Annotated in this window: 10 protein-coding genes; 6 read left to right on the forward strand and 4 right to left on the reverse strand. The window is 71.7% G+C overall.

The window, feature by feature from the left end; all coding sequences use genetic code 11:
• Positions 1–167: 167 nt before the first annotated feature.
• Both polA and ACIRVH_RS20525 read left to right on the forward strand, forming a co-directional pair.
• A complete protein-coding gene (gene polA / locus ACIRVH_RS20520) occupies positions 168–2,894 on the forward strand; it encodes a DNA polymerase I (protein ID WP_403955200.1) in 2,727 nt (908 codons plus the stop codon).
• A 281-nt stretch (positions 2,895–3,175) separates the two neighbouring features.
• The gene (locus tag ACIRVH_RS20525; RefSeq protein WP_403955201.1) at positions 3,176–3,583 is read left to right on the forward strand and encodes a hypothetical protein; all 408 of its coding nucleotides are present in this window, start codon (positions 3,176–3,178) and stop codon (positions 3,581–3,583) included.
• On the opposite strand, the gene ACIRVH_RS20530 is transcribed toward ACIRVH_RS20525, so the two are convergent.
• Positions 3,501–4,358 carry a DUF4184 family protein gene (locus ACIRVH_RS20530; protein WP_403955204.1) on the reverse strand — a complete coding sequence of 286 codons (858 nt, stop codon included), beginning with the start codon at positions 4,356–4,358 and terminating at the stop codon, positions 3,501–3,503. The two genes, ACIRVH_RS20525 and ACIRVH_RS20530, sit on opposite strands and share 83 nt — an antisense overlap.
• A 319-nt stretch (positions 4,359–4,677) precedes the next feature.
• Here ACIRVH_RS20530 and ACIRVH_RS20535 point away from each other — a divergent pair, with 319 nt between their 5' ends.
• The 3 genes from ACIRVH_RS20535 (at position 4,678) to ACIRVH_RS20545 (ending at position 7,679) form a co-directional block, all read left to right on the forward strand.
• Positions 4,678–6,369: a lytic transglycosylase domain-containing protein gene (locus ACIRVH_RS20535; RefSeq protein ID WP_403955207.1), complete on the forward strand. Its 1,692-nt coding sequence runs from the start codon at positions 4,678–4,680 to the stop codon at positions 6,367–6,369.
• Between the two features lie 155 nt (positions 6,370–6,524).
• The gene (locus ACIRVH_RS20540) at positions 6,525–6,659 is read left to right on the forward strand and encodes an SPW_0924 family protein (RefSeq protein ID WP_316753571.1); all 135 of its coding nucleotides are present in this window, start codon (positions 6,525–6,527) and stop codon (positions 6,657–6,659) included.
• 27 nt (positions 6,660–6,686) lie between these two features.
• The gene (locus ACIRVH_RS20545) at positions 6,687–7,679 is read left to right on the forward strand and encodes a DUF3068 domain-containing protein (RefSeq protein ID WP_403955211.1); all 993 of its coding nucleotides are present in this window, start codon (positions 6,687–6,689) and stop codon (positions 7,677–7,679) included.
• Here the strand turns inward: ACIRVH_RS20545 and hrpB are convergent.
• Complete coding sequence (hrpB, locus tag ACIRVH_RS20550; protein WP_403955214.1) at positions 7,669–10,194, reverse strand: ATP-dependent helicase HrpB; 2,526 nt, start codon at positions 10,192–10,194, stop codon at positions 7,669–7,671. The two genes, ACIRVH_RS20545 and hrpB, sit on opposite strands and share 11 nt — an antisense overlap.
• 70 nt (positions 10,195–10,264) lie before the next feature.
• Positions 10,265–11,233: a class I SAM-dependent methyltransferase gene (locus ACIRVH_RS20555; protein WP_403955217.1), complete on the reverse strand. Its 969-nt coding sequence runs from the start codon at positions 11,231–11,233 to the stop codon at positions 10,265–10,267.
• Positions 11,234–11,459: 226 nt separating this feature from the next.
• Here ACIRVH_RS20555 and rpsA point away from each other — a divergent pair, with 226 nt between their 5' ends.
• Positions 11,460–12,953, forward strand: a complete 1,494-nt coding sequence (gene rpsA / locus ACIRVH_RS20560) for a 30S ribosomal protein S1 (protein ID WP_030791486.1) — start codon at positions 11,460–11,462, stop codon at positions 12,951–12,953.
• 167 nt (positions 12,954–13,120) lie between these two features.
• On the opposite strand, the gene ACIRVH_RS20565 is transcribed toward rpsA, so the two are convergent.
• Complete coding sequence (locus ACIRVH_RS20565) at positions 13,121–14,080, reverse strand: nitrous oxide reductase family maturation protein NosD (RefSeq protein WP_403955220.1); 960 nt, start codon at positions 14,078–14,080, stop codon at positions 13,121–13,123.
• Positions 14,081–14,219: the final 139 nt, after the last annotated feature.

Consider the following 14,219-nt stretch of genomic DNA (forward strand, 5'->3'; position numbering starts at 1 on the left):
AGCGATGAGCCCCGGTCCTGCCGGGCGACGGGCGCCATGCCTGCGCCGGGGTCTGCGGGGTTCCAGCCGGGATCCGCGGGCTTCCGGCCCGTGTCCGTGGGGTTCCGCGCGCGGTGCCGAACCCGCCGCGGCCCGGAGTGTCAGTGGGGCGTGGCAGGATCGGGGGCGTGGCAGAGACAGCATCGAAGAAGACCGACAAGAACCCCGGCGGCACCCGTCCCCGGCTGATGCTCATGGACGGGCACTCGCTGGCCTACCGCGCGTTCTTCGCGCTGCCCGCGGAGAACTTCACGACCGCGACGGGCCAGCCCACGAACGCGATCTACGGTTTCGCGTCGATGCTGGCCAACACCCTGCGTGACGAGGCCCCCACGCACTTCGCGGTGGCCTTCGACGTCTCCCGCAAGACCTGGCGCTCCGAGCAGTTCACCGAGTACAAGGCGAACCGCTCGAAGACCCCGGACGAGTTCAAGGGCCAGGTCGAACTGATCGGCGAGCTGCTCGACGCCATGCACGCGCCGCGCTTCGCCGTCGAGGGCTTCGAGGCCGACGACATCATCGCCACCCTCGCCACCCAGGCCGAGGCCGAGGGCTTCGAGGTGCTGATCGTCACCGGCGACCGCGACTCCTTCCAGCTGGTCACCGAGAACACGACCGTGCTGTACCCGACGAAGGGTGTCTCGGAGCTGACCCGCTTCACCCCGGAGAAGGTTTTCGAGAAGTACGGGTTGACACCCGTCCAGTACCCCGACTTCGCGGCCCTGCGCGGCGACCCGTCCGACAACCTCCCCGGCATCCCCGGGGTCGGCGAGAAGACCGCCGCGAAGTGGATCAACCAGTTCGGCTCGTTCGCGGAGCTGGTCGAGCGCGTCGACGAGGTCAAGGGCAAGGCCGGGCAGAACCTCCGCGACCACCTGGAGGCGGTCAAGCTCAACCGCCGCCTCACCGAGCTGGAGCGCCAGGTCGAGCTGCCGAAGACGGTCACCGACCTGGAGCGGGGCCCGTACGACCGCAAGACCGTCGCGATGGTCCTGGACACCCTGGAGATCCGCAACCCCTCCCTGCGCGAGCGTCTCTACGCCGTCGACCCGGGCACCGAGGAGGCCGAGACCACCCCGGTCGCGGCGGACGGCGTGGAACTGGACGGCAAGATCCTCGGCGCCGGCGAGCTGGCCCCCTGGCTGGCCGAGCACGGCACCGGGACCCTCGGCGTCGCCACGGTCGACACCTGGGCCCTGGGCACCGGCTCGGTCGCCGAGGTCGCCCTGGCAGCGGCCGGGGGAGCGGCCGCCTGGTTCGACCCCGCCGAGCTGGACGAGACCGACGAGAACGCGTTCGCGGCCTGGCTGGCCGACGCCGGCCGCGCCAAGGTGTTCCACAGCGCCAAGGGCGCGATGCGTGTCCTCGCCGAGCACGGCTGGAGCGTCGAGGGCGTCGCCATGGACACCGCCCTCGCCGCCTACCTGGTCAAGCCGGGCCGCCGCTCCTTCGACCTGGACGCGCTGTCCCTGGAGTACCTGCACCGCGAGCTGGCCCCCGCCGCCGCGGCCGACGGCCAGCTAGCCTTCGGCGCGGACGACGGCGCCGAGGCCGAGGCGCTGATGATCCAGGCCCGCGCCGTCCTCGACCTGGGCGAGGCCTTCGAGGCCCGCCTCCAGGAGGTCGGTGCCGCCGACCTCCTCCGGGACATGGAGCTGCCCACCTCCGCCCTGCTCGCCGGCATGGAGCGCCACGGCATCGCCGCCGACCGCGCGCACCTCGAGGCGATGGAGCAGATGTTCGCCGGTGCCGTGCGGCAGGCCGTGAAGGAGGCACACGCGGCCGCCGGCCACGAGTTCAACCTGGGCTCCCCGAAGCAGCTCCAGGAGGTCCTCTTCGGCGAGCTGGCCCTGCCGAAGACGAAGAAGACCAAGACCGGCTACACCACCGACGCCGACGCCCTCGCCTGGCTCGCCACCCAGACCGACAACGAACTGCCGGTGATCATGCTCCGGCACCGCGAGCAGGCGAAGCTCCGCGTCACGGTCGAGGGCCTGATCAAGACCGTCGCCGGCGACGGCCGTATCCACACCACCTTCAACCAGACGGTGGCCGCGACCGGCCGGCTGTCCTCCACGGACCCGAACCTGCAGAACATCCCGGTCCGCACCGACGAGGGCCGGGCGATCCGCCGCGGCTTCGTGGTCGGCGAGGGCTTCGAGTCCCTGATGACCGCCGACTACAGCCAGATCGAGCTGCGCGTGATGGCCCACCTCTCCGAGGACGAGGGCCTGATCGAGGCGTTCACCTCCGGCGAGGACCTGCACACCACGGTCGCCTCCCAGGTCTTCTCGGTCGAGCGGGACGCGGTGGACGCGGAGATGCGCCGCAAGATCAAGGCCATGTCGTACGGCCTGGCGTACGGCCTCTCCGCCTTCGGCCTCTCCCAGCAGCTGAACATCGAGGCGGCCGAGGCACGCGCCCTGATGGACACCTACTTCGAGCGCTTCGGCGGCGTCCGGGACTATCTGCGCCGGGCGGTCGACGAGGCGCGGGCGACGGGCTACACGGCGACGCTCTTCGGGCGCCGCCGCTACCTCCCCGACCTCAACAGCGACAACCGTCAGCGCCGCGAGGCGGCCGAACGCATGGCACTGAACGCGCCGATCCAGGGCACGGCGGCCGACATCGTCAAGATCGCCATGCTCAACGTCCACCGGGCCCTGCGCGAGGCGGAGCTCAAGTCCCGCATGCTCCTCCAGGTGCACGACGAAATCGTCCTGGAGATCGCCCCCGGCGAGCGCAGGGCCACCGAGGAGATCGTCCGCCACGAGATGGCGAACGCGGTCCAGCTGAGGGCCCCGCTCGACGTCTCGGTGGGTGTGGGCCCGGACTGGGAGTCGGCGGCGCACTAGCCTTCGGCGATTCGGCGTAGGGGCGTTGTCCGACCGAGGGCCGGACAACGCCTCTACGCCGCCCGACGGTCGCTTCTTCCGCACCGGGCGCCGGTCACTTCGCCGCCGTAACGGCGATCGACCCCCATCGGTGCTCCCGTGGTGCCGAACGCGCCGAACCCACGGCACCTCGACGGCCCTCACCCACCCGCACCCGTCCCGGCCGAACCCCCGGAGGGCGTTTCACTCACGTGGCCCCCGCCAAAACGCCCCCCGAGCCCCGCAACCGCAACACTGCGAGCATGGGTATACGCATGCTCCACCGCCGGACGCCCGAGGCGCCGGGCGGCACCCCGGCCCCGGCGGACACCGCCACGGACGGGGCCACGCCCGCCTCGCCGGTTCCGGCCCTAGCGGCCGACGCAAGCACCGCCCGCATCCCCGCCGACCTGGCCACGACCGTGCGCAGCGCCGCGGTGGACCTCCGGCGCCGACTGGCCGCCCGCACCCGCCACGCCCCCGACTGGCGCGCCTGGCCAGATCTCGCCCGTGGCTATGTCGCGCTGCTGATCACCCTGATCCCCAGAACGCGGCCCCGGCGCACCCTCACCGTGTTCGTGGCCCCTGTCATCGAGCGGCGGACCGGTCCCGGCGCGCACCGACCGCCGCTGCGGGACTGCCCGGAACCGGGGCAGGGCGCCACACCCTGACCCCGGCCGCGTACACCAGCACGCCGAGGACCAGCCCGGAGCCCACACCGAAGCACAGGGTGGGCACCAGGTCCCAGGGCTGCGCGTTCGCACCCCAGTACTCCCACCATCGCGTCGCCCGCTGCACCGCTCCCGCCAGGGCGCAGCCGCCGAGCACGGCGGCGGCCCACCAGCGGTCCCGTACGGACAGGGCGGGCACCCCCACCGGCTCGCCGGCCGGCGCCCGCCGCAGCGCGCCGACCAGGAACACGGCGATCACCACGGCGGCCACCGCGGACGTGCCGTACTGCAGCCACGAGTAGAGCGGCATGCCCGCCAGGCCCCGCCCGAGGGCCGGAACCAGCCGGGACCCCCACCGGTCGTGATGCGTGAACGCGTCCCACACGACATGCGTCAGCGCGCCGAGCACCGCGGAGACGTACCACCACAGCACCGAAACGGCCCGCACGCGCGCGCGTGGCGCACCGCAGCGCAGCAGGGCGGCCGGCCGGCCCTGCCGGGCCCGGGGCAGCAGGGCCACCAGCGGTTCCCGGACGAGCAGCCACAGCCCCACCAGCGCCCAGGAGATGGGCACGTCGACACCGGCCACACCGGTGAAGGAGTGCGTGACCGCCCCGAACTCCATGCCGCCCGGCAGGACGCTCGCGGCGTAGTAGGTCATGTCGGGCGCGAAGGAGCCCGCGACGAGCACCGACGGCACCAGCCGGCCCCGGCCACCGCCGTCCCGGCGGACGGCCGGCAGCACGGCCGCCGCATGGCTGAGCGTGAACGGCAACAGAGCCCCCTGGAGCGGTCGTCGGCCGAGGCGCCGGAACCGGTGATCATGCCCGTCCAGTATGCGTGAGTACCGTCCGACGCCCGCCACACCAACGGAAGTTGGCCAACCGGTGAAAAACGGGCGCGAACCCGTGCCCGCCTCAAGGAAGGTGTCGTAGGGTCACCTGGGTCGCGGTGCCGGGCGCACGTTCGAACGTACGTCGCGCGGGATGGAAAGACGGAACAGGGGCAACCAGAGCACCGGGTCAACCGTCAGACCAGAGCGAGGCACACGGACGGAGACGGACGCGCGGGCGTCCACGGGAGGGGTTCACTCTATGGCGGCGCACATCGGCAGGCGGCTGCGCAAGGGAGCGGCGACCACCGCCGTGGCCGCGGTAGCGGTCGCGGCTCTGTCCGCGTCCCAGGCTCCGGGAGCCCCCAGCGAGGACCACGGCAGACAGGCCGCGGCCGGCGCCAGCGCCCCGGTACCGGACGTGACCGCCGACGGCAACGCCACCGGCAACTCGCCGTACTACACGGACCTGCCGCCGCTCAACAGCCCCAACCCCAGCCCGTCGCCCACCATCGGCACGCCCGTCTCCCGGGGCCCGGCCGAGGCCGGTATCCCCGCGACGGTCCTCGACGCCTACAAGAAGGCCGAGGCCGAGCTGCGCACCTCCAAGCCGGGCTGCAACCTGCCCTGGCAACTCCTGGCCGCCATCGGCAAGGTCGAGTCGGGCCACGCCCGCGGCGGCCGCGTCGACGCCGACGGCACCACGCTGAGCCCGATCCTCGGCCCGCAGCTCGACGGCAACGGCTTCGCGCTCATCAAGGACACCGACCACGGCAAGTACGACGCCAACAGTGCCTACGACCAGGCCGTCGGTCCCATGCAGTTCATCCCGTCCACCTGGGCCTGGGCCGGCCGCGACGGCAACGGCGACGGCAAGGCGGACCCCAACAACGTCTACGACGCCGCGCTCGCCGCAGGCCACTACCTGTGCCGCAACGACTGGGACCTGTCCGGCGACGCCGGCCTGCACAGCGCGATCCTCAGCTACAACAACTCGCAGGACTACCTGAACCTGGTCCTGAGCTGGCTGGAGTACTACCGCAAGGGCAGCCACTCCGTGCCCGACGGCACCGGCGGCGTGCCCTCCCACCGCAGCGACGACGGCTCGAAGCACACCACGAAGCCCTCCGACCCGCCGAAGACCAAGCCGGGCAAGCCCGGCGGCGGCAAGGGACACCACGACCCGAAGCCGCCGACGCCGCCGAAGCCGCCCACCCCCTCCGACACCGTGGACCACCTGGAGGACGCGAGCACCGGCACCGCGAAGCTCACCGCGATGGCCGGCGACGCGTTCGCCCAGCGGATCAGCACCCGCGCCGAGACCAAGGCCGGGTCGGCCGTCGGCAAGGTCCGCATCCGGTTCACCATCACCGGCGACACCGACGCCACCTTCGCCGGCGGCGAGACCGTGGCCACGATCGCCACCGACGCCAAGGGCGTGGCGCAGGCACCGGCGCTGGAGGCGGGCGAGAAGACCGGCAACTTCAAGATCACCACGGCCGTCGTCGGACACAAGGCCAAGGGGGTCGACTACACGGCGACCGTCACCGCACGCGCCGCCGACGCCCTCGCCCGCACCAGCGACACCCCGCTGACCTGCACCCCGGGCGGCGAGTTCGCCGACCAGGTCCAGGTGAAGGCGACGTACAAGGGCGCCGTCGCCGACAAGGTGGCGGCCACCGCCACCCTGATCAAGTCGGCCGACGACGCCACCGAGAACGACAAGGGCCCCTACTTCAAGGACGCCGACGGCAAGGTCGTACGCACCCTCAGCGGCCTCCAGACGGACGCCAAGGGCCTGCTCACGCTGCCGAAGCTGTACGCGGACGACGTCACCGGCACCTTCCTGCTCCGCATCACCACCACCGGCGGCGCGACGATCACCGTCGAGCTGAACGTAGCCGCGGCCGACGCCTCGGCCAGCCCCTCGCCGAGCCCGTCCGTGACCCCCTGACGGCACGGACTCGACTCAGGGCCACAGGGCGCCTCCTCCGCCTCGGCGGAGGGGGCGCCCTCGTCTGTGTGCGCGACGTGTTCTCATCTCGCGCGCGCGTTGCTACGGTGCCGCACCTGACGATCCATCAGGAACTGTCCGCCGGGAGGCCCCGCATGCGCGCCCTGATCGCCGCCGCGACCGGTCTCGCCCTCGCGCTCGCCCTGGTCCTCGCGATCACCGCCATGGGCGCGCCGACGGGCCGGACATCCCCCAAGCCGCTGCTGACGACGGTGCCCGCGCACCCGTAGCAGCGCCCGTCCGGGAGGGAGGCCGGAATGCGCCGCAAGGCAAGCCTGGTCCTGCTCGCCTGCGCCGTGTTCTTCGCGGCGCTGTCCCCGCTGCTGCGCTGGTACGCCTTCCCGCGCCTGGCCAGGATCCCCGCGAACCAGTACCAGGACATGGTCCTCGAGGCCAGGGACGCGACCCTCCTCGACTACGGCACCATGCGCGCGAAGAAGGTCTCCAAGGTGACCGTCGTGCAGACCCTCAAGGGCGACGTGGAGGCCGCCGAGCAGATCGAGAAGAGCGCGGGGCGGCCCGTCGTCGTCTGGGACGGGCTGTCCTACCTCCAGGGCCCCGACGGCAAGATGATCTCCCGGATCCCGGAGCGCTACATCTTCGACGCCCACAGCCAGGACCCCGTCCACGCCACCGGCGAGTCGGTCGACGGCGACCCGGTCGAGCGGGACGGCATCGAGTTCAAGTGGCCCTTCCTGACCCAGAAGCGCGACTACGAGTACTTCGACGCGCAGACCCGCACCACCAGCCCCATCCACTACAAGGGCACCCAGACCTTCCGCGGTCTGAAGGTCTACTACTTCGAACAGACCATCCCCTGGACCAAGGTCGCCATGCCCAAGACCATGCCGGTCCAGGGCATCACCCCCGAGTCGGTGGCCAAGACCGGCACCACCCGCTGGTACAGCACGGTCCGGAAGTTCTGGGTCGAACCCGTCACCGGAGCGCCCGTCTACGGCGAGGAGCTCCACAAGGAGGAGCTGCGCGGCGGCACTCTGCTCGGCGGCCGCGCCAAGGTGACGGCGTTCGCCGGGGACGTGAAGATGCGCGAGGACTACATCGAGCACACCGTCGCCCTGGTCGACCACAACCGCACCCTGGTCCTGCTGATGACCTCCTACCTGCCCTGGGGCTTCCTCGGCCTCGGCCTGCTGCTCCTCGCGCTCTCCCTCTACCTGGAGGCACGCGGCCGCCGCCCCGAGGACCCGGCACCCGCACAGGCGACGGAACCCGAACCGGTCAGCGCCTGAGCCGCGCGTTGGTGTGCCGGGTGGGCTCGGCGGTCGCCGGGTCCTCGGGCCACGGATGCTTCGGGTAGCGCCCGCGCAGCTCCGCCCGCACGCCCTTGTAGCCGTCCTTCCAGAAGGAGGCGAGGTCGGCCGTGACGGCGGCGGGCCGACCGGCGGGGGAGAGGAGGTGGACGAGCACCGGCACCCCGGCCACCGCCGGGGTCTCCTGCAGCCCGAACATCTCCTGCAGCTTCACCGCGAGGACGGGCCGCTCCGGGTCCCCGTAGTCGATCCGGATTCTGGACCCACTGGGTACGGCGATCCGCTCGGGCGCCAGCTCGTCCAGCCGGACGGCCTCCCCGCTCGCCCACGGCAGCAGCCGCGCGAGTGCCTGTCCGGCGTCGATCCGCCCGAGATCGGTCCGCCTCCGGGCCCGCCCCAGCTCCGGCTCCAACCACTCGTCCACGCGCGCGTGCAGCGCTTCGTCCGACACGTCCGGCCACGGATCCCCGACATGTGCACGCAGAAACGCCAGCCGCTGCCGCAGCACCTCCGCCTCCGGGGACCACCGCAACAGCCCGAACCCCTCCAGCCGGAGCCCTTCCAGGAGGGCGCCGCGCACGAGCCCGGGATCGACGTCCTTCAGGGGCCGTACGGCCAACTCGATGGCCCCGAGCCGTTCGACACGCCGGGCCACGACATCCCCGTCGGCCCAGTGCACCTCGTCCCGCTCCTCCAGCAGTGCCCCGGCCGCCGCTCGCGCCACGTCCTCGTGCACGCCGACTCCGAGCCGTACGCGCGCGTGCCCCTTTCCGCCGGGCCGGTCGGCGACGGCGACGACGATCCAGGGTGCGCCGCGCAGCGCCGACCCCTCGGACAGGTCGGCCCGGGTCCCGGACGCCATGAGATACGAGCCACCGTCGAGCTTGGCGACCCGCTCGGGGAAGGCGAGAGCGGCGACGAGCCCGGCGATCCTGTCGTCACCGGCGCCCGGTCCGGCCTGGGACCCCACTCCCAACCGACGGTCAGGGACGACCGGGTGGGAAGACCCCTCCGATGCGGCCCGCAGCCGCCGTACTTCACCGGTCCACCGCCCCCCATAGGCGTCACCCCCACGCCGAGCACGCCGCAACGCACCCGCAAGATCATCCCCGTAGTCCCGAGGCACCTCTTCGGAGAGCAGAGCGACAACCGGGGCACCCTCGCCGGAGGTGTCCAGCAAGGCCCGCCCCAGCCGAGGGTGCACCCCCAACCGCCCCAGCCGGACACCGACCTCAGTGGCCCGACCGACGGAGTCCACCGCACCCACTGCTGTCAGCGTGGAGCGCGCCGCAGCCATGGCCCCACCCGGCGGCGGGTCCAGCAACGCCAGTCCGGAGGCGTCCGGATCGCCCCAGCAGGCCGCCTGAAGGGCGAACGCGGTCAGGTCGGCCACCTTGATCTCCGGTGCCGGAAAGGCCGGCAGACGGACGTCCTCGGCCTCCGTCCAGCACCGGTACACCGCACCCGGCGCCTCACGTCCGGCCCGCCCCGCCCGCTGCCGCCCGGCCGCCCGGGACGCCCGTACGGTCGCCAGCCGGCTCAACCCGCGCGCGTGGTCCACACGAGGCTCCCGCGCCAGCCCCGAGTCGACCACCACCCGCACCCCGGGCACCGTCAGCGACGACTCCGCGACGGACGTGGCCAGCACCACCCGGCGCCGCCCCCCAGGGGCCAGCACCGCGTCCTGCACGGCCGCCGGCGCCCGCCCGTGCACCTGCAGCACCTCGACCTCACCCGGACGGCCCAGCTGCCCGGCCACCCGCGCGATCTCGCCCACGCCGGGCAGGAAACACAGCACGTCCCCCTCCCGCTCGGCCAGCGCCTGCCGCACCACCGACGCCACATGCCCCAGCAGAGCCGGATCGACCCACATGCCGTGCGGAGGCCGTACCGCACGCGCGGGCGGCGCCCAGACGACGTCCACGGGGTGCGAGACCCCCTCGGCCTCGACCACCGGGGCATCGCCCAGCAGCCGGGCCCAGCCCTGCGCGTCCGTGGTCGCCGACGCGGCCACCAGCCGCAGCTCCGGCCGCAGCGTCTGCCGTACGTCCCACAGGAAGGCGGCCACCGTGTCGGCGTCCAGATGGCGCTCATGGCACTCGTCGAGCACCACCACGTCGACGCCGGCCAGTTCCGGATCCCGTTGCAGCCGCTGCAACAGCACACCGGTCGTCACGACCTCCACGCGCGCGCGGCGCCCCACGACCCGCTCGCCGCGCACCGTGAAGCCGACGCTCTCGCCGGGCTTCTCGCCCAGCAGCCACGCCATCCGCCGGGCCGCCGCCCGCGCCGCGATCCGCCGCGGCTCGGCCACCACGACCCGCCGCGCCGGACCGCCGCCGACCAGCCCCGCCAGCACGAGCGGCACCAGCGTCGTCTTGCCGGTGCCGGGCGGCGCCACGAGCACGGCGGTGCCGTGCCCCTCCAGGGCGTCGCTCAGTGCGGGCAGGGCGGCACGGACGGGCAGCGCGTCCAGGGCGTCGTAACGGATCACGCCCCCAGTGTCGTACGGCGCCGAAAACGCCCCGCACGCGTGCGTGCGGGGCGTCGGTGAGCGAGGCCGCTCAGTCCCGTTCGCAGACGAAGATCGCCGTCCCCGGGATCAGGTTCCCGCGCAGGGGAGACCAGCCGCCCCACTCCGAGGTGTTCCAGGCCGGCCACTCCGGCTCCACCAGGTCCACGAGCCGGAAGCCCGAGACCGCGATGTCCCGGACCCGGTCGCCGAGCGTCCTGTGGTGCTCGACGTACACCGCGCGGCCCTCCTCGTCCTGCTCCACATAGGGCGTGCGGTCGAAGTAGGACGCGGACACCGACAGACCCTCGGGGCCGGGCTCGTCCGGAAAGGCCCAGCGGATCGGGTGCGTCACCGAGAAGACGAACCTGCCACCCGGCCGTAGCACCCGCCGCACCTCGCGCAGCACCAGCCGCGGGTCCGCCACGAACGGCAGCGCCCCGTACGCGGAGCACGCCAGGTCGAAGGAGCCGTCCGCGAAGGGCAGCGCGCCGGCGTCGGCGCAGACAAGGGGAAACGATCCGCCGATGCGCAGGGCGTGCTGGAGCTGGCGGTGCGAGAGGTCCAGGGCCACCGGATGCGCGCCCTGGGCGGCCAGCCAGCGCGCGCACTGCGCCGCGCCCGCTCCTATCTCCAGGACCTCCTTGCCCTTCAGGTCCTCCGGGGCGCCGAGCAGCTCGGCGCCCACCTCGTCCAGGCCCTCCGGGCCCCAGACGAAGCGGTCGTCACCGAGGAACGTGCCGTGCTCGACCTGGTACGCGTCGGCGTTGCGGTCCCACCAGCCACGGTTGGCCCGGGTGCTCTCCGCGACCCCGGAGTCACGTCGGGTGGCTTCCGGCTCGAACCCCTCAGGGTCGAGTGCTTCGGACTCTTGGATGATCGGCTCCCTCGTCGTACTCTTCCGTGCAACCCGCCCGGGCGAGTGCGTCACGGAAGGGGTCCCACGGCCCTGCGTGGCCTCCTGGGACGTTTCTTGTGCCGGGTATGCGGTGATCCGCCCCGGGTGTGCGCCTTCGCGCATTGACCATGTCCGGCTGCCCCCGTATGCTACAAGTTGCGCTGCGGGCCTGCGCACCTCAGACGTAGCAGGCTGCGCTCGCATCTGTTGTATGTCCCCTCGGTTGTCGAGGCGCCATCACCAGTCTCTGGTGGGGCGCTTCCTTGGCTGTCCGGCTTCTTCAGAGCGATACGGGCTCCCGGCGTAGCAGTACCTACGACTCAATGTCCGTACCGGAGCCCTTTCCCACATGACGAGCAGCACCGAGACCACCGCCACCACCCCGCAGGTTGCGGTCAACGACATCGGTAACGAGGAAGCTTTCCTCGCCGCGATCGACGAGACGATCAAGTACTTCAACGACGGCGACATCGTCGACGGCGTCATCGTGAAGGTCGACCGGGACGAGGTCCTGCTCGACATCGGTTACAAGACCGAAGGTGTCATCCCGAGCCGCGAGCTCTCGATCAAGCACGACGTCGACCCGAACGAGGTCGTGGCCGTCGGCGACGAGATCGAGGCCCTGGTCCTCCAGAAGGAGGACAAGGAAGGCCGCCTGATCCTCTCGAAGAAGCGCGCCCAGTACGAGCGTGCCTGGGGCACCATCGAGAAGATCAAGGAAGAGGACGGCATCGTCACCGGTACCGTCATCGAGGTCGTCAAGGGTGGTCTCATCCTCGACATCGGCCTCCGTGGCTTCCTCCCGGCCTCCCTGGTCGAGATGCGCCGCGTTCGCGACCTCCAGCCGTACGTCGGCAAGGAGCTCGAGGCCAAGATCATCGAGCTGGACAAGAACCGCAACAACGTGGTCCTGTCCCGCCGTGCCTGGCTCGAGCAGACCCAGTCCGAGGTCCGCCAGACGTTCCTCACGACCCTCCAGAAGGGTCAGGTCCGCTCCGGCGTCGTCTCCTCGATCGTCAACTTCGGTGCCTTCGTGGACCTGGGTGGCGTCGACGGTCTGGTCCACGTTTCCGAGCTGTCCTGGAAGCACATCGACCACCCGTCCGAGGTTGTCGAGGTCGGCCAGGAGGTCACCGTCGAGGTTCTCGACGTCGACATGGACCGCGAGCGCGTCTCCCTGTCGCTGAAGGCGACCCAGGAAGACCCGTGGCAGCAGTTCGCCCGGACCCACCAGATCGGTCAGGTCGTCCCGGGTAAGGTCACCAAGCTGGTTCCGTTCGGTGCGTTCGTCCGCGTGGACGAGGGCATCGAGGGTCTGGTCCACATCTCCGAGCTGGCCGAGCGCCACGTGGAGATCCCGGAGCAGGTCGTCCAGGTCAACGACGAGATCTTCGTCAAGGTCATCGACATCGACCTCGAGCGTCGTCGCATCAGCCTCTCGCTGAAGCAGGCCAACGAGGCCTTCGGCGCCGACCCGGCCACGGTCGAGTTCGACCCGACCCTGTACGGCATGGCCGCGTCCTACGACGACCAGGGCAACTACATCTACCCCGAGGGCTTCGACCCCGAGACCAACGACTGGCTCGAGGGCTACGAGACCCAGCGCGAGGCGTGGGAGCACCAGTACGCCGAGGCGCAGACCCGCTTCGAGCAGCACCAGCAGCAGGTCATCAAGTCCCGCGAGGCCGACGCTGCCGCTGCCGCCGAGGGTGGCGAGGCTGCCGCTCCGGCCGCGTCGGGTGGCGGTTCGTACTCCTCCGAGGGTGCGGACACCTCCGGTGCCCTGGCCTCGGACGAGGCGCTGGCCGCGCTTCGCGAGAAGCTGGCCGGCGGCCAGAGCTGAACGCTGCCGCTGAGGCTTAGCCGATAGCTGGCTGAGGGGCCGCACCTTTCGAGGTGCGGCCCCTCGGGCGTCTCCTGGAGGCTTGCGGTCACCCATCGCGGGTGCAGGCCGTCCGTGGCTTGTCGCGCCCACGCGGCGGAGCCGCATAGCGATACGGCCCCGCGCCCCTAGGGAGTCACCGTGATGTTGGTCAGGCCCTTGCCGCCCGTCACCGTGTTGCTGCCGTACACCGTCGTCCTGCAGGCGGTGCTGTAGTTCGTCACGTCGACGGCCAGCCGGGTCGAGCCGGTGGCGCCGGTCAGAGCCGACTTGTTGTTCTTGAAGACCGTGCCGCAGCCCCAGCCGGACTGCTGGGTGTGGGTCTGGTAGCCGTCGTTGCTGGTGTTCCGCCCTGTGTTGTCCTGGACGAGGACGTCGTCGCCCTTCACGTCGACCCAGGAGTCGTCGTAGTTGGCGCCGGTCAGCCCGCTGCCGTCGAACGTGTTGCCGACGATCTGTGCGCCGGTCGTGCCCTCCTTGATGTCGACGTTCTCGCCGCCGACGCCGGGGCCGATCGTGTTGTCGAGGATCTGGATGCGGTCGCTCCTGTCGGAGGGCGTGTTCGCGGTCCCCACGTAGACGCCCTCGCCCATGCCTCGGCCGTCGTTCCCGGTGTCGTAGATCCTCGAGTTCCTGATCACGCCGTCCGTGCTGGAGTTGCGGAAGTGCACGCCCTCCATGTCGAGCCCGTGCACGGTGACGCCGTCCACCACGACACCCTTGGCCGAGTCGATCATGATGCCCTTCTGGCCGCCGGTCACGGTCAGCCCGCTGACCGTCCAGTAGGACGCGCCGTTCAGGTGCAGGCCGTAGCCGCCGCTCGCGGTGAGTACGGCCTTCGGTGAGCCGGTGAGGGTGATGCGGGCCGTGGCGCCGGCCGGCGTGGTCGCCTTGAAGTTGCCGGTGTACGTGCCGTCCGCGAGATGGATCGTGTCGCCCGGCTTCGCGCTGCTGAGCGCGGCCTTGAGCTGGGCCGCGGTGCCGACCTCGATGGTCGGGGCGGCCGGGGCCGGACTCGCGGAGAGGAGCAGGCCGCCGGTGGCGGTGGTCGCGGCGAGCAGGGAGGTGAGCAGTGTGCGCGTGCGCATGGGGGGTGCCTTCCTGTCGTACGGGCACTGGATCTCATACATGAACGCTGTGCGTGAATGTGAACTTCGGTCTTCGTGAAGGTACGGACCAGTTGACGGGGCGTCAAGGTGTGCGGAGCGAGGCGCCTGATCAGCGGCC

It is taken from the genome of Streptomyces sp. NPDC101165, assembly GCF_044768135.1.
Classification (GTDB): domain Bacteria; phylum Actinomycetota; class Actinomycetes; order Streptomycetales; family Streptomycetaceae; genus Streptomyces.

Bases quoted from the DNA above. Each gene is read 5' to 3' on its own strand.
- ACIRVH_RS20525 (WP_403955201.1), top strand. From the start codon at position 3,176: ATGGGTATACGCATGCTCCACCGCCGGACGCCCGAGGCGCCGGGCGGC.
- ACIRVH_RS20535 (WP_403955207.1), top strand. From the start codon at position 4,678: ATGGCGGCGCACATCGGCAGGCGGCTGCGCAAGGGAGCGGCGACCACC.
- ACIRVH_RS20540 (WP_316753571.1), top strand. From the start codon at position 6,525: ATGCGCGCCCTGATCGCCGCCGCGACCGGTCTCGCCCTCGCGCTCGCC.
- ACIRVH_RS20545 (WP_403955211.1), top strand. From the start codon at position 6,687: ATGCGCCGCAAGGCAAGCCTGGTCCTGCTCGCCTGCGCCGTGTTCTTC.
- ACIRVH_RS20555 (WP_403955217.1), bottom strand. From the start codon at position 11,233: ATGCGCGAAGGCGCACACCCGGGGCGGATCACCGCATACCCGGCACAA.
- rpsA (WP_030791486.1), top strand. From the start codon at position 11,460: ATGACGAGCAGCACCGAGACCACCGCCACCACCCCGCAGGTTGCGGTC.
- ACIRVH_RS20565 (WP_403955220.1), bottom strand. From the start codon at position 14,080: ATGCGCACGCGCACACTGCTCACCTCCCTGCTCGCCGCGACCACCGCC.